Raw genomic sequence first — 26833 nt, forward strand, 5'->3', positions numbered from 1 at the left:
CACCTTTACCCTCTTATGCCTCTGTTCATTTAGTATGACATTTTCCATATAAATATATAAGAACGAAAATCATGAAGCTTTATTATAGTATAATAAAAGATTTGTCCAAATGATACAAGGTTTTCAAATCCCTTAACCTAATTCTCTCGCATTGACACTTTTTTAAACATGAAATTGACAAAATAAAACAAATTATGCATCTAATTAGGAAAATAAGGAGTACCTCCAATTAGGCACCCCTTTCTTATAAAAAATTGTTGCTTTTGTAACGTACTCGCTTCTCAAGTGAAATTGGCTCCCTTTCCACAGGCACGGCTTCAGCTATGGCACACAGCTTCAATTGAAAATGTGTCGTCACAACAATATTATGATGTAGATTCCTTACTCTTCCCTAATATTCCATTAGAGTTAGTATATCATAACCCTCTAGTTTATCTCGACCGTTTAAGTATGTTAGTTCTATTAGGAAAGCACATCCGACTACGATACCACCTAATTGTTCTACCAACTTAATCGTTGCATCAATCGTTCCACCAGTAGCTAATAAGTCATCTGTTATTAGTATACGTTGACCCGGTTTGATTGCATCTTTATGAAGTGTTAGTACATTTTCACCATATTCTAAACCATAATTTACTTTAATTACTTCACGTGGTAATTTACCTTCTTTTCTAACCGGTGCAAATCCAATCTCTAAAGCATAGGCTACAGGACAACCCACGATAAACCCTCTAGCTTCAGGACCAACGATTATATCAATATCTTTTTTATTAGCGTAAGCAACGATTTCATCAACCGCAGCTTTATATGCTTTGCCATTATCCATTAAGGTTGTAATATCCTTAAAACGCACGCCTTCTTTTGGCCAATCATCTACCACTGTAATATAATCTTTATAATTCATATGTTACTTCCTCCTCAACGGAGCTATTTTGCTCCATTTGACTGTCCATCCATGTCTTTAATTCACGATAACTAGAATAGTATAATACTTTTTCCATCTCAGCTTGTCTAATTGATTGTTGATAAGCATTTGATTCAGTTAAATCTCGTTTTTCAACTTGCTTATTAGGATAAATTACACCATCTGATATTTTAACAAAGTCTAGCTCAGAAAACACCTTTATAATAAACTCTATTTTATTTATTTTCCAACCCTTACTTTTACTCAACATATTTATTTCATTCTTTGTATTAAATTGGCCCCTTTTTACTAACATCCCATAAAACCATTTAAAGTCCTCACGAGTTGGAAACGACTGTAAAAAATGTTCTTCTTCAATATGGTAACAGGCAAAGATATTTTGTGGTGAAAGAAGTGCAAATACCTCTTCTAATTGATCTAATTGATTTGGTAAGTCTAATAAAATTAAATTTTTAAAGTTTTTCACACCTTGTTGTTCAACAAGTATGCTCAACTCTTCAAATGTGCTATATGTTCCTACAACTTTCTGTTCCGATACTTTTGTAGTAAAGGAGAGTGTAAGTGTTTGATTGACATCTAAATGTTCCAATTTTTTTGGCCATAATTTGGAACCACGATAATCAAATAATTGCCATTCATTTACTGCCAGGTCTTTCAGCATGAGTTGTGGGCTTTTTTTACCATTCCACTCATTTATTTGTAAAAAACCTACTGTTTCTATTTCACTATGTTCTGAAATAGAAGGGTACAATTCACCCATTCCAAAACCAATCACAGCCAATTGAACAGCATCCGAACGAAATGAAACTTTTAAATGATTTTGGTCACTTCCAATTTGTCGCAATTCAACAGGTTTAGCCTTCAAATGGAATAATGGCTTTGGATTAGCCATACCGAATGGCGCTATTTTATTTAACTCATTAATTAGCTCGAGATCTATTGCATTAATTTCAATAGAGTCTTCTATATCTAATTGTTCTTTATAATCTTCAGGTTGCAGTTGTTCCTCTGCTAACTGATTAAGTGAATTTCGTATGACATCAACATTCTCTTTTAAAAGAGTCATACCTGCTGCTTGAGAATGTCCACCAAACCGTAGAAATTGATCCTTTATTCGCATGCCGTTTTCAAATAAATTAAATGCTTGAATACTACGAGCAGAACCTTTTGCATAACCTTCTTCTGGTTGAATCGTTAATACAATCGCAGGTCGCTGATATGTGCGAACTAGTTTCGAGGCTACAATACCCAGAACACCTTGATTCCATCCTTCTTTCGCAACAACAATAACGTTTTTATTCTCATTTGGTGTAGCTTCAACCATTAATATTGCTTCTTTGGCAATTTCTTTAACAATTTGTTGCCGCTCTTGATTTAGTTCGTTAATTTGTGTTGCAATTTCTTCTGCTTCTGCCTGGTCTTCAGTCACTAACAATTCAACTGCAGGATAAGCTGTTTGTAAACGACCAACAGCATTTATTCGAGGGCCAATTAGAAAGCCAATATCCTCTTCCGTCATATCACCTTGTATACTACACATTTGTTTTAAAGCCTGAATACCAGGACGATTTGATTGACTAATTGCTTTTAGACCGTGATAAGCCAGAATACGATTTTCATCTACTAGTGGCACTAAATCTGCAATTGTTCCAATCACAACGAGGTCTAAAAGTTGTGTTGGAAAATACCCCAATAAATGTTCCGCTAATTTAAATGCAACACCTACGCCAGCTAATTCTTTAAATGGGTAATTTTCAGAGCATTTAGGATGTACAATCGCATATGCTTCTGGAAGTGATTCCTGCACTTCATGGTGATCCGTAATAATTAAATCAATCCCAATTTCTTTCGCCACAGCGGCTGGTTCTATTGCTGCAATTCCAGTATCCACGGTAATAATAAGTTGAAAACCTTGTTCTTTCGCATCTCTAAAAGCCTGTTCATTAGGTCCATAACCCTCTGTAAACCGATTCGGAATATAATAATCACACATTGCTCCCGCCTCACGCAATGCCTCAATTAATACAGCTGTAGCACTTACACCATCAGCATCATAATCGCCAAAAACTAAAATACTTTCTCCTTGATCAATTGCTTGATCAATGCGTATTTTTGTTTTTTCAATATCGTTTAATAAACTAGGATCATATAAATGCTTCAAATCTGGATTTAAGAATGCTTCCGCTTCTTCTTTCGTAGAAATATCTCGTTTAGCTAACATTCCTTTGATCATAGGTGACACATTTAATGATGCAAGTTCCTCAGACATTGCAACCTGTTGTTTATATGTAAAATTCCATTTTGATTGACTCTGTAACATTAATTCACCCCTGACTCACTTATTATACAAGAGTATGCCAGGGGGTTCAAATACAATTACTTCTTATTATTCCTTAGAAGTGTTAATTGTGTTATTAATTTCATCTTGATCTTCATTTTTCTCATCTAATGTGGACGTATCATTTTCTTTCTCAATAGTCTTGTAACTTGCAATTTCTTTTTCGAGTGAACGAACTTGTTTTTGATATTTTATTAGTCGAAAAACACCAAATGCACTTGTAATTAAACCACCCATTAAAACGGATACCAAAATGACAAGTACTAATGGTGCATGTCCAGTGCCAAATAGATAATCCACTTCAACAGGAGCAACATTAATAACTGCAAAAACAGCAACAATAAGTGCGAAAATAAGTGCCAAAATAATATGCGTTTGTCCTTTCATGTTATCACCTCATTCTATTTAATTAGTAGTATATTTCCCTAAATTGATACATATAAAACGTACTGAAAATAGCTCTTCCTTATTAGGAAGAGCTATACTTATTAAACCTGTGGACCATCATTTCTTTTCTTCTCAGTATATACAATTGGGTTTTCTTTTATGTTCTTACCACGCCATATTAACCATACTTGAGCGGCAATAAATAGTGATGAATACGTACCAGCGATTAAACCAACAACGAGTGCAAATGAGAAGTTGGTAATCGAAGTTGCACCGAAAATATATAGGAAAACAGCAGCTATAATAACAGTCAGTACGGTATTTATACTTCTACCCAATGTTTGCATTAAACTCCTATTGACGATCTCAGCTAATTCGTCAAATGATCGTACTCTCTTCTTCACTTTAAGATTTTCTCTAATTCGGTCAAATGTAACGATTGTATCATTAATTGAATAACCGACTATCGTTAGTATTGCAGCAATAATCGTTATATCAAATTCTAGTTGAGTAATACTGAATAATGCGAGTATAAAGAAAGCATCATGTAGTAGAGCTAGAATCGCTGTTAATGCGAAATAAAATTCAAAACGAATCGTTACATAAATAATGATACCAATTGAAGCAATTATGACTGCTAAAACGGCATTTTTAGCCAATTCTTGACCTACAACAGGTGATACAGTACTTACATTCGGATCAGAACCATATGTCTCATTAAAGTATGTTCGAACGTCAGCTACTGTCTCTTGTTCCAATTTAGTATCAAAACGTGCGACAGCAATATCATTAGCATTACCAGATAAAACAACGTTTTCTGGTTCTATTCCAATTGCTTCAAAGTCTTGTTCAATTTGCTCAATTGTAATTGGTTCACCTACATTAATTTCAACACGTGAACCACTTTCGAAATCAATTCCAAGGTTTAATCCAAAAATACTTAAACATGCGATACCAGTTATAACTAAAATACCTGAGAGCGCAAAAAACTTTTTGCGATGCTTCACGAAATCAATTTGACGACCAAAAACTTTCGGCTCCACTTCGCTTGTATCAGCTATGTCTTTTATTTCAGATTTCTTAACACCAAACCAGCCTTGACGCTTATTCAAGAACTTACTCTTAACCCATAGACCTAAGAAGAATCGCGCACCAAAAACTGCAGTGATAAAGCTTAAGATTATACTTACTATTAATAAAGTCGCAAACCCTTTTACAGAGCTTGTACCAAATGTAAATAGGACTGTTGCTGCAATTAAAGTCGTAATATTCGCATCAAAAATAGTTGAAAGTGAATTACTATTTGCCGATTTAAATGCAGCACCTATAGACTTACCTTGCTTTAATTCTTCTTTCATTCGTTCATAGGTAATGATGTTAGCGTCTACTGCCATACCTACCCCGAGTATCAAGGCAGCAATACCAGGTAACGTTAATACACCATTCATTAATTCAAATACGAGTAATACTAAATAAATATATATACTCAATGTTACAACAGCTATAAAGCCTGGGAAGCGATAATAAACAAGCATGAATAGAAAGATAGATGCAATCCCGAGCATACCTGCAAAGATTGTTTTATCTAGTGCTTGCAAACCAAATTGAGCACCTACAGATGTTGTATATTCTTCCGTTAATTTTACGGGTAGTGAGCCAGCATTTAGAATATCTGCAAGTTGTTTAGCAGATTCAACTGTAAAACTACCATCGATTTGTACATTTGGTTGATCAATCGTATAGCTGACAGCCGGAGCAGAGATATATTTATGGTCTGTCTTTTGAGACTCTTCCTCAAATGAATCGCCTTCTTCAAAATCCATCCAAATTGCTAAACGATTATCTGACATTTGAGAAATTTCACTCGTTACCGCTGCAAATGCGGAAGCATCTTTAAATTGGACGGTTACAATCGGTTGATTTGTCGTGGCATCGAAATCTTGTTTCGCACTACCTTCAACAATGTCTGATCCATTTAAATACTCTACATCATTGACATCTCGAAACGACAATTGGGCAGAAGTGGATAGTAATTCACGTGCTTCATCTTCGTTTTCGATCCCAGCTAATTGAACTCTTATCCGATTTGGCTCTTCAATATTGAAATTAGGCTCACTTACACCTAACACATCGACACGTTGACGCAATGATTCAACAGTGGCTTCAAGATCAGCCGTGTCTATATCCCCACCATCGAGTGCCTCAACATCGTAAAGAATTTCAACCCCACCTTGCAGATCTAAACCTAACTTTATATCTTTCGTAACACCTGTTATTGTCGTCCCAATTGTACCTGCTAACACTAAGACGATCAGAAAAAAGGCAATAATTCTGCCTCGTTTTACCATAGACAATTGCGCCTCCTCTACCCTATTCTTTCTTTTTAAAAAAACTATGTAAGACTACTTTATGAAAGAATAGCGTAACTCATTTAAACTCTATTACATTTATATATTTAAAACTATACTACCAAAATATTATGAAACGAAGAACACCTAATGTCAATCCGAAAATCGCTAAATAATTGATTATTTCACTTCATTCATTTCACTTATTGCAGTGATAGAAGCCATCAAATCTTCATTTTGATAGGATTGCATTGTTAAATAACTCATATATTTACTCGCACTTAAATGTAAAATATCTTCTACAATTTGAAACAACCGTTTTTCAGGATTACCTTTCCAAACTTTTTCTACTAAGCAATTCCAAACAATTTCTCGCGTCGCATTATCATAGTCCATTAAAATTAATTCTTCTACTTTACTGTCTAAGACCATTAAAATTGAGCTTTTCCAGTCTTCTACTTGTTTTACTAACGCCATGTATAAAACCTCCTAAGGAATTTATCTAACTGCTTGTCATGCTTGACCAATCTACCTGCATATACATTATTGTATAGGAATTTCATTTTTTTGAGAAGGTAGGATTGTCACTAATGACAAAACAAACATTTTTACAAGGTACACTTATTTTAATAGTAGCAGGACTAATCACTCGATTACTAGGTTTTGTTAATCGAATTGTTGTAGCTAGGCTAATGGGTGAAGAAGGTATTGGGCTTTACAATATGGCCTTACCAACCTTGTTTCTCATCTATACTTTATCACAGTTTGGACTACCTATCGCAATTTCCAAACGAGTAGCGGAAGCGGAAGCAAATAATAACACAAAACAAATTAAAAAAATCCTTATAATATCACTCGTTATTACTGGTACATTGAGTATATTTTTTACAATAGGGATGATTATTAGTGCACCCATTATTTCAAAGTACTTTTTAACAGACCCAAGAACATTATATCCGTTACTAGCTATTACGCCAATGGTGCCTATTAGTGCAATTTCATCTGTTATTCGGGGTTATTTTCAAGGAAGGCAAAATATGAAACCACAAAGTTATGCACAAGTTATTGAACAGGTAATTCGTATTTCTTGTGTTGCATTTTTCATAAGATTATTACTTCCATATGGCATTGAGTTCGCTGCTTGTGGGGCCATGATTTCAGTCATAATTGGGGAATTCATTTCACTTATGTTCATGTTACGAATGTTTCGTAGACACAAGCGAATCACGTTACATCATGCTACTTTTTCCTATATCACTTCAGGGAAAGATACATTAAAATCTTTATTATCAATTGCGTTACCTAGTACAGGAAGTCGGTTAGTTGGTTCAATCTCAAATTTTTTAGAACCCATCTTAGTATCGCAAAGTTTAGCAATTGCAGGTATTGGGACTATCGCAGCAACCAAACAATATGGCGCATTAACTGGTTACGCTATTCCACTGTTATTTTTACCTACTTTTATTACACATTCATTAGCTGTTGCTTTAATTCCAAATATCAGTGAAGCAGAAGCAAAACATAATCATTCCCTAGTGCATTATCGCATCCACCAAGCAATCCGAATTTCCTTTGCTTCCGGTGCAATAGCAACAATTATATTAACTATGTTCGCTTCACCTATATTACATTTTATGTACGGGTCAACGAATGCTAGCGGATTTCTAATTCTAATGGCGCCTTTCTTTTTATTTTTATACATTCAATTTCCATTGAACGCTACCTTGCAAGCATTAGACTTTGCTCAAAAAGCGATGTGGAATAATATAATCAGTACAGGTGTGAAATTTGTTATATTAATTATGTTAACAACAAATCCAGCATTTGGTATTATGGGGGCAGCGATCGCGATGACCGTAGGAGTTGTGCTAGGTACCTTCTTACACCTAGCGACATTATATAAAGTAATTCAATTTAGCATTCCTAAAGCTGATCTATTTAAAATGTTTGCTTTATTAGGATTAACTTGGCTCACAGCAACTATTTTCAAACAAGTTTTTACAGGATACGAAACTACCTTGCTCCCATTATTATTTATCTTGTTTTCAATTATGGTTGTATATATTGGTTTACTTTTTTTATTACGATTTATTACAAAAGACGAATTAGCTCAAATCCCCTTTATTAATCGTTTTATCTCTTAGTATATTCATTTTTAATATCTACAAACCAGTTGCCTGATTGATCTAAAGAACAAAAGGATATCTGCTTTATATCAGAATATCCTTTTTGTTTTAGTTTCGCTATAAGCCAAGCTTCATTTTGATCTATTTTCTCTAATTCTTCTAGTAAAATATCACCATCCATGATAAGCGGTACAACAAAACCATTTTCCTCTTCTTGATTCGGATGCTCAAAAATGGACAATTTACCTGATGGTTCTAAAATTGCAAATGCAACATCCTGAATACTCTTCGTTCCATTCTCTCTCAGTTGTTGTAATAAATCATCAAAAGTATAACGATTTTTCTTCATTTCATATTCATCCACTTTGCCACGTGAAATAATTACAGAGGCTTTCCCTTCAAACCAATCCCTGAAATGTTTGTTTTTTAATGATAGCCATGCAACAGTTCGTTGAATAAATAATAAAAGCACCATTGGAATTAAAGCTTCAACCAACATCCTATCAGTATCCTCGACTGTTAATACCGCCATTTCTGCCACCATAATAAACACAACAATATCCAATATACTTAGCTCACCAATTTCACGTTTACCCATCAAACGGAAGATAATGACAACTACGATATACATAAAGAATGTTCGAAACATTAAGGTTCCTAACTCAAATTCCACCATTATCACGTCCTCACTTGATGGTCTATTCCCCCTTTTAATATCACCTTTTTCCTAGTTATTATCCTAACAAAAAAGAATCGATAAAAGGACGCAAATAACGTAAATATATATATAGTGTAGATATAAGCATTGAAAATAAAACAAACGGTACACCATACTTTAAATAACGCATAAAGGATATACTTTCACCCTCACCCTCAGCTAATCCAGCTACGACAACATTAGCCGATGCACCAATTAATGTACCATTACCACCTAGACATGCGCCTAGTGCTAGCGACCACCATAATGGATCAACGTTTGTCATGCCATACGCTTGAAACTCTTCAATAACTGGTATCATCGCAGCCACAAATGGAATGTTATTAATAATTTGAGAGATTAAACCTGATATCCATAGCAGTATAATAGCCGTTAAAGGCAGGTCACCCTCCGTTACCCAAATAATATATCGTGCTAATTCATCAATAGCACCTACTTCTTCAAGACCACCAACTAGCATGAACAATCCAATAAAAAAGAATAAAGTAATCCACTCAATCTCTTGAAATACTTTTTCTGTTTCTAGTTCTTTTTCGGTTAACATCAGTAAAAGTAGGGCACCAAAAACTGCAACAGTCGTTAGATCAATATGAAATACTGGATGAAGTAGAAATCCGAGAATTGTTATACCAAGTACAGAAATAGATTGATACAGCATGGGACTTTTTTTAATGTATGTAGTTGCGTTAATTTTTAGTAAATTGTCTACTAAATGTGGTTGCATGATTAACTCTTTTCTAAATCGCACCACAACAAACGCAACCATACAGACAAATAAAATAATAACAACAGGCCCTAAATTAGTAATGAATGATAAAAACGTAAAATGTTCAACTGCCTGACCAATCATAATATTTGGTGGATCTCCAATTAGTGTAGCCGTTCCTCCTATATTAGAACTCAAAATAATCGTTAATAAATAAGGGAAGGTCGGTAACTCTAACAGCTTTGTTAATGTTAAAATTATTGGAACAAATAACAGCACTGTCGTTACATTATCAAGTAATGCAGAGCCTAAGGCAGTTAAGACAGCAGTCCCTATTAACAACGGTATTGGAGCACCATTTACTTTCTGTGCAAATATGATTGCAATATAAGTAAACAATCCCGTTTTCTTCGTTACTGAAACTAAGACCATCATTGAAAAAAGCAACGCAATTGTATTCCAATCAATGTAATTGGTGAATGCATCCTCCCATGAATATACCTTTGTAAGCAATAACAAAACGCCGCCTGAGAGGGCTATTAACGCTTGATTAACTTTTTCCGAAATGATAAATAGGTAGCATATGATAAAAATGATAATTGCTATTGTAAAAGCCATTGCTTGTCCCCTTTCCAAGGGTAATTTAACCTGTCTAATACATAGAGCTTTTCTATCAATATATGCTGAGAAAACGGAAATATTTAAGTCTTTTTTAGTAACTATTGCATAGATTTAACTAACACGTAATTTTGGACAAGCGAAGGAGGGACACTTATGGTAAATACAAGGTTTAAGGCACTGTTACATGGCTGGATTGTCATATTAGCTATCCTATTATTAGCAAGTCTTATTTTATCTTTATTACTGCGATTTACTTCTTTGGGAGCATCTACACTAAGTGGGACAACAACGATTATTAGCTTTCTTGCATTATTTGCTGGTGGTTGGGTTGCTGGGTTAAAAGCTGGGGAGAAAGGATGGCTAATTGGTATTCTTACTAGCCTTGGATTTTCTTTATTTATTTTCTTATACCAATACTTAGGACTTCAAACTGTTTTTTCTTTATCACAGATTTTCTATCATACTGGGTTTTTAGTAACAGGTTTAGTTGGGGCAATTTTCGGAGTTAATATGTATCGTAAAGCTTAGTAAATTAAATTTCTCACCAAAAAAATAAGTCTAATCATTAGCTATTTTAAGTTTGGAGTATAGCTGTGTCTCATGTAATTAATTTACGCTCTTTTTATGTTACTGTGTACTAAACTAGTGTATCAAGTGAAATTGGCGACATCCTCGAAAATAAAAAACAATTTCTCGTACGATGTATCGCTGTCGAAGCTTTCCTTGTCCTACAGGAACAGCATGGTCTGAAGATCCACTCGGAAGCGTTTTTTTGCTTCCGAGTTAGCTGAAGCCGTGCCTGTGGAAAGGGAGCCAATTTTACTTGAGGAGCGAGTACGTTATGGTGGAGTGTATGGGTGTCTCTAATAAACAACAATCTTTTAGTAGACACCCCCTTTAAAAGACTGTCTCGCTACATACGTGGCTGTGCCGGAAAGGGAATCCATTTTCCATCACGTTCGTTAGATAAAACGCAATGATGATTATGAAAAGAGCCTAAGTCAACTTTAGATTGCAAGACTTATTTGCCAAATTTACTCTGTGAAAGTTGAATTAATAAAAAATAAAGAGGACAGCACTTTGTGCATGTCCTCTTTATTCGTTAATCTATTGCATTTTATTATTAAGCTTCTATCTGTGAGACTACATCTCTAACAGACGAACGATCATATGTAAGCTTCGTTCCATCTACTTCAAGAACAACCGTATCTTCATCGATTGCAAACACTGTACCGTGCATGCCACCAATCGTGATAATTTTGTCTCCCTTTTGTAGATCGCTTTGCATTTGTTTTACTTTCTTTTGTCGTTTTTGTTGCGGACGAATCAAAAGAAAATAAAAAATCACAAACATCAATATAAATGGAAATACCGTTGCAATTATATCCAATCTATTCCCCTCCTTCTTAAAAGTTTTTAGCATTTGGTTTATTATAACCATAATCTTCAAAGAATTTCTCTTTGAAATCACCAAGACGATCTTCTTTTATCGCTTCGCGGACTTGCTCCATTAAGTTTAACAGAAAATACAGGTTATGATAAGTAGTAAGTCTAAAACCGAAAGTTTCATTTGCTTTTACAAGATGACGAATATAAGCACGTGAGTAGTTTCGGCAAGTATTACACTTACAATTTGGATCAATTGGCGAGAAATCACGTGCGTATTTTGCATTGCGAATAACAACTCGTCCTTCTGATGTCATGCACGTACCATTACGAGCGATTCGCGTTGGCAAAACACAATCAAACATGTCAATTCCTCGAATTGCACCATCAATTAAAGAATCAGGCGATCCTACACCCATCAAATAACGTGGCTTTTCAGTTGGCAGCATCGGAGTCGTGAAGTCTAAAACACGATTCATCACATCTTTCGGTTCACCAACCGAAAGTCCACCAATTGCGTAACCTGGAAAGTCAAGTGATGTTAAGTCGTTAGCACTTAAACGGCGAAGGTCCTCATACTCGCCTCCTTGAATAATACCAAATAAACCTTGATCTCCAGGACGGTTATGTGCCTCCAGACATCGCTCGGCCCATCTACTCGTTCGTTCCACTGAATCTTTCATATATTTATGTTCTGCTGGATATGGTGGACATTCATCAAAAGCCATCATAATATCCGCACCTAAGGAATTTTGGATATCCATTGCTTTTTCTGGTGACAGAAACAATTTCTCTCCACTAATGTGATTGCGGAAATGGACACCTTTTTCTTCTATATCACGTAAATCGCTTAAACTAAAAACTTGAAAACCTCCTGAATCGGTTAAAATCGCCTTATCCCAATTCATGAATTTATGCAAGCCTCCAGCTTCTTTAATAATATCTTCACCAGGTCGAAGCCATAAATGATAGGTGTTTGATAGTATTATTTTTGAACCTATCTCTTCTAATTCTTCAGGACTCATCGTCTTAACAGTTGCTAATGTGCCGACTGGCATAAACATCGGTGTATCAAAAGAACCATGTGGTGTATGGACCTTACCTAGTCTAGCCCCAGTTTGTTTACACGTTTTAATTAATTCATATGTGATTGCTGCCATGTTTTGTATTTTTCCTTTCTAGTTGTAAAATTTAAAGAATTAACATTGCATCGCCAAAACTAAAAAAGCGATATTTTTCACGTACTGCTTCGTTATATGCTTCTAATACAAAATCTCTATCTGCTAAAGCACTAACTAACATAACAAGTGTTGATTTTGGCAAATGGAAATTAGTAATTAAACCATCAACTACGCGAAATTTGTACGGTGGATAAATAAAGATATCCGTCCAACCATTAGCAGCAACTAGTTTACCGTTATAATCGCGTGCGATCGTTTCTAACGTCCTGGTAGATGTCGTTCCTACTGCTATTACTTTACCACCATTATTTTTCGTATTGTTAATCGTATCAGCTGTTTCTTGTGACATCTGATAAAATTCAGCATGCATATCATGCTCTTCAACCGTATCAACACTTACTGGACGAAATGTACCCAAACCAACATGTAACGTTAAGAAAGCAACCGTAATACCTTTTGCTTTAATTTTTTCTAAAAGATCTTCCGTAAAGTGCAGGCCAGCTGTTGGCGCAGCCGCAGATCCTTGCTCGCGCGCATATACCGTTTGATAGCGGTCTTGATCAGGTAATTGTTCTTTGATATATGGAGGAAGTGGCATTTCTCCAAGTTCATTTAATACTTCTAAAAAAATGCCTTGATAGTTAAACTTCACAATACGACCACCATGCTCTTTTACATCAAGGCAGACACAAGTTAATTTCCCACTTCCAAAACTTATTTCAGTTCCTATTTTGACCTTTTTCCCTGGTTTAACTAATACTTCCCAAACATCTTCTTCCTCTTGTTGATGAAGCAATAGTACTTCTATCTTTGCACCAGTTTCAATTTTACTGCCAAATAAACGCGCTGGCAGTACTTTTGTATCATTTAATACTAAACAATCGCCCGTATTTAAATAATCTAGTACATCAACAAACTTTTTATGTTCCATTTTTCGATCTTTTCGATTCATTATTAATAATCGAGATGACGTACGATCTTTCAATGGTGTTTGTGCTATTAATTCTTCTGGTAAATTGAAATCAAAATCTTTTATCTCCATGTTGCACTCCTTAACGAAACTTACTGATAATAAATAAAATAACCGACAAAATCACACTAACCATAATAGATGTCACAATTGGGAAGTGAAATGAAAAATTACCTTTCTTAAAGCTAATATCACCAGGTAGTTTACCAAAGAAACCTGAAAAAACCCCAACTATTATTAATGCAACCCCTATAACAATAAGCATTTTACCGAAATCGGTCAAGGTTTTGGCACCTCACGATTAACATGCTGATACGCTTTTGGTGTCGCAAGACGTCCTCTTGGTGTACGTTGAATAAAGCCCATCTGCAATAAAAATGGTTCATAGACATCTTCAATCGTCTGCGATTCCTCTCCAACTGTTGCTGCTAATGTATCTATTCCAACTGGACCACCCTGGAAAGAATCAATTATAGCGATTAATAGTTTGTGATCAATGTGATCTAACCCAGATTGATCAACCTGCAACATCTTTAATGCTTCTTTTGTTATTGCTAAACTAATTGCAGATTCTCCACGAACTTGAGATATATCACGCACCCGCTTTAACAATCGATTAGCAATTCGCGGCGTTCCACGAGATCTTCTTGCAATCTCTAATGCTGACTGTTTTTCAATTGTTACTTCAAAAATCGAAGCAGTTCGCTCAACAATTTCACATAAATCATTCGTTTCATAAAATTCTAAACGACTTAATACACCAAAACGATCACGTAATGGGGCAGTTAATAGCCCAGCTCGTGTTGTTGCACCTACTAACGTAAATGGTGGCAGTTCTAAACGAACAGAACGAGCCGTAGAACCTGTACCTATAACAATATCTAAACAAAAGTCCTCCATCGCTGGATATAGTATCTCTTCAACAGCCCGTGGTAAACGATGAATCTCATCAATAAATAGAACATCCCCAGTTTCTAACGAGGATAAAATTGCAGCTAGATCACCTGCACGTTCAATTGCTGGCCCAGAAGTTGTCCGAAATTGTACACCCATTTCATTTGCAATAATCGAAGCCATCGTTGTTTTCCCTAATCCTGGTGGGCCATATAATAAAACATGGTCCAAAGGTTCATTACGTAATCGCGCCGCTTCAATAAAAATGGCTAAGTTTTCCTTCGCTTTATGTTGGCCAATATACTGAGCTAATGTGGAGGGTCGCAGACTTAATTCGATGGATGTGTCTTCCTCATGTATTTCACTTGAAATCATACGTTCTTCCATTTTCTCACCCCATTAATTCTGCATAAGTAGTGCTAAACCTTTTCGCACTAATTCATCCGTATTTTTAGAAGCCTCTTCTTTTAAACTTGGCGTAATTTGTTTAATTTCTCGATCAGAGTATCCTAGTGATTTCAGAACTTCAGTCGTTTCATCTAGTGCTTTTATTTGATCCGTTGTAACCTTAACAGTTTTAGGATCAGATGACTGAGCAGATACATCAAATTCTATTGTTAACTTTCCTTTAAGGTCTAATATCATTTGGCGTGCAGTCTTTTTTCCTACACCAGGAAAGCTCGTTAAGAATTTTTCGTCTTCCTCTTCAATCGCTACAACAAAATCTTGTACACCAGCAGTTGCGACAATTGATAAAGCACCTTTGGGTCCAATTCCAGAAACATTTAAAATCCGTGCAAATAAGGATTTTTCATCTACTTTTGAAAAACCAAATAAAGTTTGCGCATCTTCTCTTATGTAGTGATACGTATAAATACGCACCTGCTCACCTAACTGATCTTGAAACTTAAACGGATTGGCACAAATAATCTCATAGCCTACCCCGTTCGCTTCAACAATAGCAGTGGTTTCAGTCACCGTATCTAGTTTACCATTTATGTATGCAATCATCATCATCTCTCCCTAACATTTTGCCAAAAAATCTTTACTCTAGTTTATCACACAATCGTACGTTCGTATAACATCACTTTCAGACATTTGAGCATAATACGTTAAAAAGTAACGCAACTTTCTCACTTAAAAAATAAGCGCTAAACATTGGCTTTTATGAGTGTAGCGTGTGTTCCTTATAAAGCTTGACACAATTTTAAAAATTGTTTATTAGTGAATAACCATAGACTCTGTCGTAACGATCTTTATATAAATGGGCATCTAACAGAACTTTCGCCTCGCTTCTCAAGCAAAATGGTCTCCCTTTCCGTAGGCACGTGCTGTTCCTACAGGACAAGGAATGCTACGACAGCGAAACATCGCACGAAGAAAATATTATTATTTTCGAGGATATCGCCCATTTCGCTTGATCCGCTAGTTTTAGTCCGTGAATAGAAATTGTGTAAAATGCACTATTATTTGTAATTAAAGCGTAACTAGAATATGCTTTAGATTCAATAAAAAGTGATATTGTCACCTGTTTAAAACAGAGATACGCTATCCAGCGAAGGTAGCAAATGGTTGACACTCCAGTGGGAACAGCACAAACCGAAGATCCTCTATAGAAGTGCTCTTCGCTTCTATAGATAGCTGAGGTTGTGCCCACGGAAAGGGAGACCATTTGCTACCGTAGCGTGTCTAGAGTTGTAAACCACTTACGACAGAGTTTTTCTCAATTGCGTCAGATTAAACGCAGATGATTACCAAAGAAGCGTGAAGTCAACTTCTATTTTGGATTGTGAGAATTTCTTGTTATACCAAGACTTAAGTGCCTGTTTTACATTGCGAAAGTTGAGAAAGTAACAATAAAACAAAAGAAAACAAGCAAAGCATCTATCCGCTTTACTTGTTAACCTTGCACTTGTTTTGTTGGAGAGAGATCACGATAAACTTCTAAAATTTTATGATAAGTCTCTATGGATTCAATCTTAATTCCTGATTCTAATTCTTCTATTTGAAAACTCTCTAATGTACTTGTATCAATTTGATAAAACGATTGAATTACTTGTTGATGTAATGGTGCACCCTCAAAAATAGACAGCATTCCTTCTTGCAAACCAAAATAACCATTTGCTTTTAAGTAAGGAGAAATATCATCCACTTGTTTTCTGAAAGTCATTTCTCCTGAAGACTGTTCTATTAATTGCCAATCTTCATAAGTTGCCCAAAAGTCTTCCATTGCACCAATAGACTCTTCATGCGTTTCTTGCTCTATTTTACCATCAACATATTGTTTCTGTAATGTTACTTCTAAAACGAGCTGTTCATTTATTGCTGGTTGGCTTGTCGTTGGCGTAACTTCCTTTTCAACTTCATTAACATCATCTTGTATGTTGTTAACACTAACTATTAAAATCCCAATTGCTATTATACTAATTACCAAACTTATATAAAGTTTTTTTCTATGCACTTGTTTCACCTCGGTCATTTAAACTTATGCAACAATAGTTTGTCCTATCATTATTATGTTTGACCAATAGTTAATTATTTATCCCTTTTTTCTAAAAATTATTCAAAAATCAACAAAAATACCGACTAATAAATTTAGTCGGTATACACAACAAAATCATATTCATCTGGATCAATGATTCGCACTTCGAATATTTCATTTTCTTCAAGAATAATTTCTTCACCATTATAGTAACGAATAGCATCATTAAAATCTTCATTATGCATGGCAATAGCATACTTGTTTTCTTTCATTTTCTTAACCTGATTAAATTTCAATTCTCTTTTTGCACTTTGATTCGCTTTTTGATAGATTACATAGTAATCTTTGTCATCATTTATAAAATGATCTAAACGTTTGAGCGCATCTTCTCTCTCAGCAGTAAATTGATCTTGTAAAGCGTCACTATCATTTATTTCACTCATTTAAGACACCTCGTTATGTTTTTTATCATTATATTCTAATTTACTTGATTTAGAAATGGCTTCATGCCCATTTTTCTTTAAAAAATATAAAGATGTGTCAGAATTTTATCTATTTTCAGTCATTTTTATTCTATCAATCCATTATGATGAATTTCTTGAACATCCTCTAAATCTTCTAATACAGTTAGTAGCTGTTCCATTGATTCCAAATCCTCTTTACTTAAATCGGTATACGTTTGGGGAAACATTGTTACTTCTGCTGTTTCTAACTTGTATTCTGCTTCCATTAAATTAGTTTTAACTTCTTGGAAATCTTCTACCGCTGTATAAATTTCAAATACGTCTTCACTCGTTTCCATTTCGTCTGCCCCTGCTTCAATTGCGGTAAAAAGCATCGTGTCTTCATCAGCATCCGTTGTGGACCTTTCAATCACTAGATATCCTTTCCGTTCAAACATAAAAGCAACACAGCCATTTTCGCCTAAATTACCATTATTTTTTGTAAATGCATGGCGTACATCAGCTGCTGCTCGATTTTTATTATCTGTTAACAATTCGACCATTACTGCCACACCACCAGGTCCATATCCTTCATAGATAACTTCTTCGTAATTTGCACCATCTAAATCACCAGTTGCTTTTTTAATTGCACGATCAATATTATCATTTGGCATGTTAGTTGCTTTTGCTTTATCTATAGCTAGACGTAAGGAAGGATTCATTTCAGGGTCCCCTCCACCCTGTTTTGCTGCGATAAAGATGTCCTTTGCTGCCTTCATGAATATTTTACCTTTTTTTGCATCTTGTGCGTTTTTACGACGTTCAATATTCTTCCATTTCGAATGACCTGCCAATTGAATAACATCCTTTCTTAAATATACCGTTATTATTATTTTTCTATATATTACTATAACATATCTACATTTTCCTTAAAAATAGGTAAAAGGCTCTTTGTCATGTTACCGACGAAGAGCCTTCTACTAATTATCCCAATCTGTTAAAAAGCTTCAGGAGCTTTAGCCATTTCACGTTTATGTGCAGTTGTACGATGCATTCGATCGATAATCTCTTTATCCTTTTCAGGTACTTCATTTCCTTTTAGATAACGATCAATAGTTGCATAACTTGTGCCCATTTCATTCTCATCCGTTTGGCCTTCCCATAAACCTGCACTTGGTTTTTTATTGATAATTTCATCTGGTACACCTAACACTTTTGCTAAGTCTTTTACTTCACCTTTAGTTTGATGTACTAATGGCACTAAATCAACACCACCGTCTCCAAATTTAGTGAAGTAGCCAGTATACCATTCTGCGGCATTGTCTGTACCTACGACTAAATACTGATGGTTTGCTGCTAATGCATATAATGTGCTCATACGTAAACGCGCACGTAAATTAGCATCTGCTAATTGCTGTTGTTCAGGATTTAGTGTACCTGCCTGAGTCAATTGGCTATTAATTTCAGCTAGCATCGTTTCATGTGTTTGCGTTAAATCAATTGTTACATTGTCTATTCCAGCAGCTTCTACCACTTTATTTGCATGCGCTAAATCTTCAGGGTTACTTTTACATGGCATCATAACACCTAAAGATGCATTAGGAGCAGCACGTTTAATAAGATTTGCAACAACCGCTGAATCAATTCCTCCGCTTACACCAACTATTAGGCCTTTTAATTCCGTTTCTTTGATTTGGTCTTGCAACCATTTTACGAGTTTATCTGCTGTTTCTTGCATCTTTGATTATCCCCTTCCACTATAATTACTATTATTTTAGCATGGTATCGACTTGATCAACAAATTTTTTCCGCTCCTGCCAACTGATAGAAAACTGGCCAATATATGCTTCTATTTCTGCTTCTGTATGAGGTCTTATCGTATAATACCACCATTCACGTATTAAATCCGTTGGCACTGTTAGACCAATTAATAACAGGCGCCATTCTTTAAGTGAAAAGGTTTGTATGTACGTGAATAATTGATCAAGACTGTGATCAATATATGGCAAGAAGCGTTGACATAACTGGATATAATCATATATTGGTGGAGCATTTGACAACAAGTCAAAATCAATCATGTATATTCTATTTCTATTATCTCTCAAAAAATTGTGAGAAGCAACATCACCGTGATTCCAATTTAAAAGATAAAGCTTATTAGCTTCAATTTCCGGTGTATTCTCCGATCGGTACAGATCGATTCGTTCTAACATTACATTTTCTACTTCACTATACAATACTAGATTCCCAGTATTAATTAATATCTGTTTAGTTTGACGCCACTTCTCTAAACGTCTGAACCACTTACCTATTATGTCAGTCTGACTCATTTTAGTGTCAATACGTATACCTCGCGTAACTTCATGAAAGTCTGTTAATGTTTGTAGTGCTGCTTGCCGATCTTCCTCTTTTTGATAATCAAGTTTTGTAGCATGATGATAAGGTTGCAATGCCCAATAATACCCAAACCCCTCTATGAAATGTTTCTTATTCGGAAACGCAATAAACCCCGTTATAAAGGATTGGTTCACTTCAGTAAAAAACTTCCATTGTTTATCCATAACAGAAAACTGTTTATAACCTTTAATAATGTAAAGTTGATCCGTTACTGTCTTTAATTTAAATATCGGATACTTTACGATGTTTATTGTAGCTATTTTTAAATCACCTTCTTCTAAGAAAAAAGAAGCGAGACGACTCTTTGTTGAATCGTCTCGTTTACTCCTATTCATTACCCTCATCATCTTCAGTCATACGATACGGATAAGGTGAACCCATTTGTCGCATTGGTTGAAATGGCATATTAGAGCCCATTTGTGGTGGCATCATACCTGGATCCCCTTGTTGGGTTGGATAAAACGGTTGATCCGGCATTTGCATCCCTGGTTGCATTCCTTGTGGCATACCCTGTGGCATATTCATACCATTTGGAGGTGGTGACTGATTAAACCCATTAGGCATCATATTCTGCTGAGCCATCGGCGCATTACCTTGTTGCCCAACTCCATACATACCAGGATTCATTTCCCACTTGGCTGGTTGTTGCGTATATTGGTTAGGCATTGGTGGCATTTCAATACTAGACGATTCCATTTCATCGTACGCCTCATATCCTTGGTAAACAGGTGGCTGTTGCTGACCATGCATTAAACTCTGTGGTGATTGAAATTGTTGACAAGGATCGATTGGAGCTGCAGATAAACTTGGCATGTGTTGTGGTGGACATGGCATGTGCTGCATCGGTGGCATACATGGCATACATGGCTGCATCATATGATAAGCTGGTTGCATTGGTTGTGGCATCGGTTGTGGTGGCATTTGCTGTTGTACCGGTTTTTGCACTGGTTGTTGTTGAGTTGGTTGTTCCATATAATGAAAATTATGTTGGCTAATTTCTGTATCATTATCTTCAATGTCTACATCAATATTATAATTAGTGGAATAAAAATTAGGCAAATTCGGCAACTGAATTGGTTGCGGCATTGGCATCGGTTCAGCTTTTACTGGCATTTGTTTTTTTACTTGGGTTGTTTTTTTTGTATCATCCTCATACATAACCGGTTGCGCTTTTTTTGACGTATCTTTATAAGGATGCATCGTTTTGTCATTTACAGGTTGTTGTACTTGTTTAGTCGACGTAGGTATTTTAATTTTCATACCCGGCATAATCTGATTTGGATCTGCTAATTGTGCATTTAATTGCTTTACTTCTTCAAAATTAACCCCATATTTCTGAGCAAGATTCCATAACGTATCACCTTTTTGTACAATATGAATTTTCAACAGTGAAAACTCCTTCCTATATTTTAGCACTGGGTGAATTAGGCATATAACAGTATAATTCATTATCAACATATGCGATTCACCTAGAAAGTTGATAAAAAATAAAAATAAAATAAAAAAACACTTCAACTACATATATGTAGTTGAAGTGTTTAACATGCATGATCAGGTATGAATGAGCATTTGTTCTAAAGCGCTTTTTGCCGCTTCTGTTGTTTCATGGTCTACGATAACCTGATTCGTAATAACACCCTGTTCTGCCGATTCTAGTGCCCATAACAAATGAGGTAAATCAATTCGATTCATTGTTAAACAAGGGCACATAAAAGGATTCAATGAGGTAATATCCTTATCTGGATTATCCTTTATTAATCGCTTCACTAAGTTCATTTCTGTTCCAATTGCCCATTTACTCTGTGGTGCAGATTTTGATATCTTGTCAATAATGTATTTTGTAGAGCCGGCATAATCAGCCGCTTGAACGACTTCCCAACTACATTCTGGATGGACGATAATTTTTCGTTCGGCATCTGTTTCTCTATTATTCTCTACATTTGCAACGCTGAAGTTTTCATGAACAGAGCAATGCCCCTTCCATAAAATAACTCTAATTTGAGTGACATCTCCTTCATACTTGAGTTGGTTGCTAATCGGATTCCAAATTGCCATCGCATCTAATGGTATTCCTAAATCATAAGCAGTATTTCGACCTAAATGTTGATCAGGTAAAAATAGAATTCGCTCTTTTTGCGTAAATGCCCACTCGACTATTTTTGTAGCATTTGATGAGGTAACTGTTGCACCACCATTTTTACCGACAAAAGCTTTAATAGCAGCGGTAGAATTCACGTATGTTATAGGTACAATTGTATCACCAAACGTCTGTTGTAAAGATGTCCAGCAGTTTTCAGTTTGATCAATATTTGCCATATCTGCCATTGAGCAACCTGCACGCATATCTGGTAGAATTACTTTTTGTTTCTGATTTGTTAACATATCCGCTGTCTCAGCCATAAAATGAACACCACAAAACACGATATATTCCGCTTTTGTATTTGCTTGTGCTAGCTGTGCAAGTTGTAGTGAATCACCAGTTACATCAGCAAATTGAATCACCTCATCTTTCTGATAATGATGTCCAGGTATAAATAAACGATCTCCCATTTGTTCCTTTATACGTTTTACTTCATTCTCCATTTCTACTTTTGTTAGACTTTTATATTTTTCAGGAAGTTGATGTGATGCTTTTAAGAAGTCAAGTACTTGCATGCTCTAATTCCCCCTTTAACTGAATATCCATACTAATGTCAATCGATCTTGCAGCATGTGTTATAAAACCTAAAGAAATATAATCAATTCCGGTATCACGGAAATTAGCAATCGTATCGAGGGTGATGTTTCCAGATGCTTCTGTTACGATATTATCCGGAATAATTTTTAATCCTTCTATAATTGCTTCTGGTGACTGATTATCAAACATAATGATATCTGCTCCAACCCTAACTGCTTCTTCTACTTGTGTAATTGATTCAGTCTCTACTTCTATTTTCACCATATGACCGAGTTTACTTTTTACTTTTTCAACTGCCTTTTCAATCGAACCATATAAAGCAATGTGATTATCTTTAATCATCACCCCGTCATATAATCCAAAACGATGATTATACCCCCCACCACATGTAACAGCATATTTCTCAAACATACGTAATCCAGGTGTCGTTTTTCTTGTATCAACTATTTTTGTATGATTACTGTTTAATTGCTTACTAGCCTGATCAGTGAGTGTGGCAATACCACTCATTCGTTGTAATAAATTTAATACAACCCGTTCACCTGTAAGTATCGTGCTCATTTCCCCTGTTACCTTAGCAATGCGATCACCTTTTTCAAACCGCTCGCCGTCATTCTTATGTTTGATAACTTCTACTGTCTGGTCAATTAGTTGATAGGTCATGTCAATTAAATCTACTCCAGCTAAAATCCCTGCATCTTTTGCAATAATCCATGCTTGTGCTTTTTCATCTCTTGAAAAAAGCAGTCGACTTGTTAGATCATGATCTCCTATATCTTCTAATAAAAATTCTTTTAGCTTTTCTTTTGCTTTTAAATCGTTCATAATTCTCCTCCAGTTATCGCTTGTTGCCAATCTATCTCTTTATATCTTTCGATATGTTTATTTTCCCAAGATTCCCTATTCTCCGGAAAATCCATCCGGTAATGCGATCCTCGACTTTCATTCCGAGCCAGAGCAGAGGTAACCAACAACCAACTTGCCGTTAATTGGTTAAATAGCGCTTTTTGAGTAGATGGAACGGATGCAATCGGTTTATGCACACAAAAGTTTTCTAACCAATTCTTTGCTACTTGTAATCCTTGATAATCACGTTGAATTCCCGCATATTCTGTCATGATCTTTTTTATCTCTGCTTGTTCTGGTAAGGATATCTTACTGCAATGCAAATCACGGCTGCTTGTTTCATCTACTTTCCTATTATTTTGTTGCTTATTTGGTAATTTTGAAATATGTCTTGCAACTTGTTGACCATAAACAAGACCTTCTAAGAGCGAATTGCTTGCTAAGCGATTTGCACCATGAGCACCAGTACAAGCTACTTCACCAACTGCATATAAGCCTGCTACAGATGTTCTGCCATATTTATCGGTTTGTACACCACCCATAGCAAAATGTACGCCTGGTGAAACAGGTAATAGACCTTTCGATATATTTACGTTCGCTTCTTCACATAGAGTTGTAATCGATGGAAAGCGCATGCGAAAGTCTTTTATCTGTGAAATATCTAAATAGACAGCAGTGCCTTTGTTTCGAACAGTTTGAATTGTACGGGCAACAACGTCACGCGGAGCTAAATCAAGGAGCGGATGAACATTTTCCATAATAAAATCCCCATTACCCGTAACTAATCTTGCTCCTTCTCCTCTTACCGCTTCTGAGATTAATCCAAAGCTCTGATTATCTTTCCACAATAATGTAGGATGAAATTGAATGAATTCTAGATCAGTCAATATTGCTCCAGCTTGATAGGCTAACCCAATCCCTTCGCCTAGCATGGCTGGATGATTCGATGTAACGTCAAATAGGGCGCCACATCCTCCAGTAGCTAGCACAACAGAATCAGCATATAGATTGGATACAACACCTTCTTCATCGATCACCTGGACTCCTATACACCTGTTTCCTTCCATGATTAGCTCAATAACGGTCCGATTCGTAATTATTTCAATAGCAGTACTAATTTGTTGATGTAAAAAGGTAATGATTGCTTTTCCTGTTGCATCTCCCCCTGCATGTAAAATACGTCTGCGACTGTGTGCGCCTTCTTTTCCAAGTGATAGCACTTGATTAGCATCATAATCAAAAGGAAAACCTTCTTGAGCAAGTTTTTGAATATAGCTTGAGCCTTTTTTCACTAAGAGTTCTACAGCTTCTTCGTTGTTCAAATTATATCCTGCTTTGATTGTATCTTGTACGTGTAACTCCCAGCTATCTCTCTGATCAACTACAGCAGCAATTCCACCTTGTGCACGAATCGTGTTGTTATCTGTAAGTTCTCCTTTTGTAATAAGTAATACACGTTTATCTTTTGCTAGTTGAAGTGCTGCAGTACATGCTGCTATTCCGCTTCCAATTATTAGTACGCAATCTTTTTCTATTGTTCGTGCACCCCTTCCCCTAAACATTACTTCTGTCTTTACACCTATCTTTACATAATTGTTTACAGATGACAATACTTATTTTAAAATGAATAATAACAACTATTATGTTCGAGAGGAAATAACCCAATGATTGATTTAGATAATGCCGCTACAACACCTATAAGCACACATGCATTGGAGGTCTATCAAAAAGTTGCCGTACAATGTTATGGAAATACCAATAGTTTACATGATATTGGTTCAGCTGCTGCAGACGTCTTACAATTTAGCCAAAATGAAATGGAATCGATTCTACAAGCACCATCTAATAGTATCTATTTTTCACGTGGCGGAACTGATGCAAATCAACTAGCGATCCAATTATTACTACGTTCCACAAAAAAACAAGGGAAACATATCATTACAACCGCATTTGAGCATAAGTCAATTACGAACTATTTAAAAGATTTACAGAAGTATCAAGGGTATCAGATTACCTATTTACCAACTAATCAAACTGGTGAAGTTGAACTAAAGACAGTACAAACTAGTGTTAAAAAGGATACTGTCCTCGTCGTCGTTCAACATGTGAATTCAGAAATTGGCGCAATTCAGCCTATTGAGGAGATTGGTGCATGGTTACGAACACAAAATATACTGTTTCATAGTGATGGCGTGCAAGCATTCGGGAAGTTGCCTGTTTGTATATCAGACCTAAAAGTCGACAGTTATGCAATTTCCAGTCATAAAGTGCACGGACCAAAGGGGATCGGAGCATTATATGTAAATCCAGCCATTTTAGGGCAAAAGTCTGTCCTTCACACAGGTACAATGGATATCCCTGCAATTGCAGCATTTGTTACAGCAGCAAATGAGACAGTATCAACTATTCAACATGAAGCACAACGTATTGGAAATCTTCGTGCTGCGTTTATCAGCGAATTAAATAAACGGAATTTTCCATTACGAACTTTCACCAGTTCAAGACAACTACCACATATCGTAGGAATTTTATTTGACACAATTCCTGGCGACTATACGATGTTAGCTTATAATCAAGCTGGTATTGCTATCTCAACCGGTAGTGCTTGTAGTGTTGGAAGTGAGGAACCTTCACGTATGATGCAAGCAATTGGTATACCTCTTCAAGAATCAAAGCACTTTATTCGTTTCTCTTTTGGTGAGACTACCACGCAAAATGATCTAGATAAAGCGATAGAAGTATGCGAAAATGTAGTGAAGCAATGGGGAAATGTATAGAAAGGAATTTTATAATGAATCAAACAAATAAAATGATTGGATCTAAACGAAGAACAGCTATTTTAAGCTGGTTACAAGAACATAAAGGTGCTCTCACAGGCAGTGAATTAGCTGAAAAAGCTGGAGTCAGTCGCCAAGTTATTGTGCAAGATATTTCTTTATTAAAAGCAAAAAACGAACCAATCATGGCAACAAGCCAAGGGTATATTTATTTAGAAGAGGAACCTAAAAATAAGATTTACCAACGAATTATAGCTTGTGAGCATGGACCAGAGCAAACACAAGAAGAACTAGAATGTATTGTAGACCAGGGAGTAACTGTTAGAAACGTTATTATAGAACACCCAGTATATGGTGACTTAAAAGCTTCTATTATGGTGAGTAATAGGAGTGAAGTTATACAGTTTTTAAATAAAATAAAAATGACAAATGCACCTTATTTATTGAATCTAACGAATGGTGTCCATTTGCATACAATTGAAGCAGATCAAGAAGAAAAATTAGAGGCTGCCTATCAAAAATTAAAAGAATTAGGTATCATTATCAATAGTTAAAACCTCTTTTCCACTCTAAAAAAACAGTTGGCGCCACTTATAGTAAGTGGCACCAAC

General features: G+C 35.7%; 26 protein-coding genes. 4 read left to right on the forward strand and 22 right to left on the reverse strand.

Annotated elements, in window-relative coordinates:
- Positions 1 to 391: 391 nt before the first annotated feature.
- The 5 genes from D2K60_RS17730 to D2K60_RS17750 all read right to left on the reverse strand — a co-directional run bounded on the left by D2K60_RS17730 (position 392) and on the right by D2K60_RS17750 (position 6475).
- Entirely contained in the window at positions 392 to 904 is a 513-nt protein-coding gene (locus D2K60_RS17730; RefSeq protein WP_117169133.1) for an adenine phosphoribosyltransferase, read from the reverse strand.
- Entirely contained in the window at positions 894 to 3245 is a 2352-nt protein-coding gene (gene recJ, locus D2K60_RS17735; RefSeq protein WP_117169132.1) for a single-stranded-DNA-specific exonuclease RecJ, read from the reverse strand. The genes D2K60_RS17730 and recJ overlap by 11 nt, the downstream gene beginning before the upstream one ends.
- A gap of 66 nt (positions 3246 to 3311) precedes the next feature.
- Positions 3312 to 3650 (reverse strand): LapA family protein, encoded by a 339-nt coding sequence (locus tag D2K60_RS17740; protein ID WP_117169131.1) that lies wholly within the window; start codon positions 3648 to 3650, stop codon positions 3312 to 3314.
- Positions 3651 to 3751: 101 nt separating this feature from the next.
- Positions 3752 to 5998, reverse strand: a complete 2247-nt coding sequence (secDF, locus tag D2K60_RS17745) for a protein translocase subunit SecDF (RefSeq protein ID WP_117169130.1) — start codon at positions 5996 to 5998, stop codon at positions 3752 to 3754.
- Positions 5999 to 6178: 180 nt separating this feature from the next.
- Positions 6179 to 6475 carry a post-transcriptional regulator gene (locus D2K60_RS17750; protein ID WP_117169129.1) on the reverse strand — a complete coding sequence of 99 codons (297 nt, stop codon included), beginning with the start codon at positions 6473 to 6475 and terminating at the stop codon, positions 6179 to 6181.
- A gap of 113 nt (positions 6476 to 6588) precedes the next feature.
- On the opposite strand from D2K60_RS17750, the gene spoVB reads away from it, so the two are divergent.
- The gene (gene spoVB, locus D2K60_RS17755) at positions 6589 to 8142 is read left to right on the forward strand and encodes a stage V sporulation protein B (protein WP_117169128.1); all 1554 of its coding nucleotides are present in this window, start codon (positions 6589 to 6591) and stop codon (positions 8140 to 8142) included.
- Here spoVB and D2K60_RS17760 read toward each other — a convergent pair.
- Entirely contained in the window at positions 8132 to 8800 is a 669-nt protein-coding gene (locus tag D2K60_RS17760; RefSeq protein ID WP_117169127.1) for a DUF421 domain-containing protein, read from the reverse strand. The genes spoVB and D2K60_RS17760 overlap by 11 nt on opposite strands.
- A 58-nt stretch (positions 8801 to 8858) precedes the next feature.
- Positions 8859 to 10166, reverse strand: a complete 1308-nt coding sequence (locus D2K60_RS17765; RefSeq protein ID WP_117169126.1) for an ArsB/NhaD family transporter — start codon at positions 10164 to 10166, stop codon at positions 8859 to 8861.
- A 156-nt stretch (positions 10167 to 10322) separates the two neighbouring features.
- Here D2K60_RS17765 and D2K60_RS17770 point away from each other — a divergent pair, with 156 nt between their 5' ends.
- Entirely contained in the window at positions 10323 to 10697 is a 375-nt protein-coding gene (locus D2K60_RS17770; protein ID WP_117169125.1) for a TIGR04086 family membrane protein, read from the forward strand.
- Between the two features lie 595 nt (positions 10698 to 11292).
- Here D2K60_RS17770 and yajC read toward each other — a convergent pair.
- The 15 genes from yajC to nadB form a co-directional block, all read right to left on the reverse strand.
- Complete coding sequence (gene yajC, locus D2K60_RS17775) at positions 11293 to 11559, reverse strand: preprotein translocase subunit YajC (protein WP_117169124.1); 267 nt, start codon at positions 11557 to 11559, stop codon at positions 11293 to 11295.
- A 16-nt stretch (positions 11560 to 11575) separates the two neighbouring features.
- Positions 11576 to 12715, reverse strand: coding sequence for a tRNA guanosine(34) transglycosylase Tgt (gene tgt, locus D2K60_RS17780; RefSeq protein ID WP_117169123.1), 1140 nt, complete (start codon positions 12713 to 12715; stop codon positions 11576 to 11578).
- A gap of 31 nt (positions 12716 to 12746) precedes the next feature.
- Positions 12747 to 13778: a tRNA preQ1(34) S-adenosylmethionine ribosyltransferase-isomerase QueA gene (gene queA, locus D2K60_RS17785; protein WP_117169122.1), complete on the reverse strand. Its 1032-nt coding sequence runs from the start codon at positions 13776 to 13778 to the stop codon at positions 12747 to 12749.
- A 10-nt stretch (positions 13779 to 13788) separates the two neighbouring features.
- Positions 13789 to 13989: a DUF2905 domain-containing protein gene (locus tag D2K60_RS17790; protein WP_117169121.1), complete on the reverse strand. Its 201-nt coding sequence runs from the start codon at positions 13987 to 13989 to the stop codon at positions 13789 to 13791.
- A complete protein-coding gene (gene ruvB / locus D2K60_RS17795; protein WP_117169120.1) occupies positions 13986 to 14987 on the reverse strand; it encodes a Holliday junction branch migration DNA helicase RuvB in 1002 nt (333 codons plus the stop codon). The genes D2K60_RS17790 and ruvB overlap by 4 nt, the downstream gene beginning before the upstream one ends.
- A 12-nt stretch (positions 14988 to 14999) precedes the next feature.
- The gene (gene ruvA / locus D2K60_RS17800; RefSeq protein WP_117169119.1) at positions 15000 to 15611 is read right to left on the reverse strand and encodes a Holliday junction branch migration protein RuvA; all 612 of its coding nucleotides are present in this window, start codon (positions 15609 to 15611) and stop codon (positions 15000 to 15002) included.
- Positions 15612 to 16500: 889 nt separating this feature from the next.
- Positions 16501 to 17061, reverse strand: coding sequence for a BofC C-terminal domain-containing protein (locus tag D2K60_RS17805; RefSeq protein ID WP_162880786.1), 561 nt, complete (start codon positions 17059 to 17061; stop codon positions 16501 to 16503).
- A gap of 134 nt (positions 17062 to 17195) precedes the next feature.
- Positions 17196 to 17525 carry a hypothetical protein gene (locus D2K60_RS17810; protein WP_117170418.1) on the reverse strand — a complete coding sequence of 110 codons (330 nt, stop codon included), beginning with the start codon at positions 17523 to 17525 and terminating at the stop codon, positions 17196 to 17198.
- A gap of 125 nt (positions 17526 to 17650) precedes the next feature.
- Positions 17651 to 18379 (reverse strand): YebC/PmpR family DNA-binding transcriptional regulator, encoded by a 729-nt coding sequence (locus tag D2K60_RS17815; RefSeq protein WP_117170419.1) that lies wholly within the window; start codon positions 18377 to 18379, stop codon positions 17651 to 17653.
- Positions 18380 to 18522: 143 nt separating this feature from the next.
- Positions 18523 to 19263: an NAD(+) synthase gene (gene nadE, locus D2K60_RS17820; RefSeq protein ID WP_117170420.1), complete on the reverse strand. Its 741-nt coding sequence runs from the start codon at positions 19261 to 19263 to the stop codon at positions 18523 to 18525.
- 31 nt (positions 19264 to 19294) lie between these two features.
- Positions 19295 to 20257, reverse strand: a complete 963-nt coding sequence (locus D2K60_RS17825; protein WP_162880787.1) for a phosphotransferase — start codon at positions 20255 to 20257, stop codon at positions 19295 to 19297.
- Positions 20250 to 21308 carry a SafA/ExsA family spore coat assembly protein gene (gene safA, locus D2K60_RS17830; protein WP_117170422.1) on the reverse strand — a complete coding sequence of 353 codons (1059 nt, stop codon included), beginning with the start codon at positions 21306 to 21308 and terminating at the stop codon, positions 20250 to 20252. Before safA ends, D2K60_RS17825 begins: the two co-directional genes overlap by 8 nt.
- 165 nt (positions 21309 to 21473) lie before the next feature.
- Positions 21474 to 22577, reverse strand: a complete 1104-nt coding sequence (nadA, locus tag D2K60_RS17835) for a quinolinate synthase NadA (protein WP_117170423.1) — start codon at positions 22575 to 22577, stop codon at positions 21474 to 21476.
- The gene (gene nadC / locus D2K60_RS17840; protein WP_117170424.1) at positions 22564 to 23424 is read right to left on the reverse strand and encodes a carboxylating nicotinate-nucleotide diphosphorylase; all 861 of its coding nucleotides are present in this window, start codon (positions 23422 to 23424) and stop codon (positions 22564 to 22566) included. Before nadC ends, nadA begins: the two co-directional genes overlap by 14 nt.
- Positions 23421 to 25007 carry an L-aspartate oxidase gene (nadB, locus tag D2K60_RS17845; RefSeq protein ID WP_117170425.1) on the reverse strand — a complete coding sequence of 529 codons (1587 nt, stop codon included), beginning with the start codon at positions 25005 to 25007 and terminating at the stop codon, positions 23421 to 23423. Before nadB ends, nadC begins: the two co-directional genes overlap by 4 nt.
- Before the next feature lie 102 nt (positions 25008 to 25109).
- On the opposite strand from nadB, the gene D2K60_RS17850 reads away from it, so the two are divergent.
- Positions 25110 to 26222, forward strand: coding sequence for an IscS subfamily cysteine desulfurase (locus D2K60_RS17850; RefSeq protein WP_117170426.1), 1113 nt, complete (start codon positions 25110 to 25112; stop codon positions 26220 to 26222).
- 14 nt (positions 26223 to 26236) lie between these two features.
- Positions 26237 to 26776, forward strand: a complete 540-nt coding sequence (locus tag D2K60_RS17855) for a transcription repressor NadR (RefSeq protein WP_117170427.1) — start codon at positions 26237 to 26239, stop codon at positions 26774 to 26776.
- The last annotated feature ends 57 nt before the right edge of the window (positions 26777 to 26833 follow it).

The organism is Paraliobacillus sediminis, assembly GCF_003426055.1.

Coding starts and splice junctions, on each gene's coding strand:
- secDF (WP_117169130.1), bottom strand. CDS start 5,998: ATGGTAAAACGAGGCAGAATTATTGCCTTTTTTCTGATCGTCTTAGTG.
- recJ (WP_117169132.1), bottom strand. CDS start 3,245: ATGTTACAGAGTCAATCAAAATGGAATTTTACATATAAACAACAGGTT.
- D2K60_RS17765 (WP_117169126.1), bottom strand. CDS start 10,166: ATGGCTTTTACAATAGCAATTATCATTTTTATCATATGCTACCTATTT.
- nadB (WP_117170425.1), bottom strand. CDS start 25,007: ATGTTTAGGGGAAGGGGTGCACGAACAATAGAAAAAGATTGCGTACTA.
- nadC (WP_117170424.1), bottom strand. CDS start 23,424: ATGAACGATTTAAAAGCAAAAGAAAAGCTAAAAGAATTTTTATTAGAA.
- D2K60_RS17730 (WP_117169133.1), bottom strand. CDS start 904: ATGAATTATAAAGATTATATTACAGTGGTAGATGATTGGCCAAAAGAA.
- D2K60_RS17810 (WP_117170418.1), bottom strand. CDS start 17,525: ATGAGTGAAATAAATGATAGTGACGCTTTACAAGATCAATTTACTGCT.
- D2K60_RS17855 (WP_117170427.1), top strand. CDS start 26,237: ATGAATCAAACAAATAAAATGATTGGATCTAAACGAAGAACAGCTATT.
- D2K60_RS17850 (WP_117170426.1), top strand. CDS start 25,110: ATGATTGATTTAGATAATGCCGCTACAACACCTATAAGCACACATGCA.
- D2K60_RS17770 (WP_117169125.1), top strand. CDS start 10,323: ATGGTAAATACAAGGTTTAAGGCACTGTTACATGGCTGGATTGTCATA.
- ruvB (WP_117169120.1), bottom strand. CDS start 14,987: ATGGAAGAACGTATGATTTCAAGTGAAATACATGAGGAAGACACATCC.
- ruvA (WP_117169119.1), bottom strand. CDS start 15,611: ATGATTGCATACATAAATGGTAAACTAGATACGGTGACTGAAACCACT.
- nadA (WP_117170423.1), bottom strand. CDS start 22,577: ATGCAAGTACTTGACTTCTTAAAAGCATCACATCAACTTCCTGAAAAA.
- D2K60_RS17750 (WP_117169129.1), bottom strand. CDS start 6,475: ATGGCGTTAGTAAAACAAGTAGAAGACTGGAAAAGCTCAATTTTAATG.
- spoVB (WP_117169128.1), top strand. CDS start 6,589: ATGACAAAACAAACATTTTTACAAGGTACACTTATTTTAATAGTAGCA.
- nadE (WP_117170420.1), bottom strand. CDS start 19,263: ATGCAAGAAACAGCAGATAAACTCGTAAAATGGTTGCAAGACCAAATC.
- D2K60_RS17825 (WP_162880787.1), bottom strand. CDS start 20,257: ATGAATAGGAGTAAACGAGACGATTCAACAAAGAGTCGTCTCGCTTCT.
- D2K60_RS17760 (WP_117169127.1), bottom strand. CDS start 8,800: ATGGTGGAATTTGAGTTAGGAACCTTAATGTTTCGAACATTCTTTATG.
- tgt (WP_117169123.1), bottom strand. CDS start 12,715: ATGGCAGCAATCACATATGAATTAATTAAAACGTGTAAACAAACTGGG.
- queA (WP_117169122.1), bottom strand. CDS start 13,778: ATGGAGATAAAAGATTTTGATTTCAATTTACCAGAAGAATTAATAGCA.
- D2K60_RS17740 (WP_117169131.1), bottom strand. CDS start 3,650: ATGAAAGGACAAACGCATATTATTTTGGCACTTATTTTCGCACTTATT.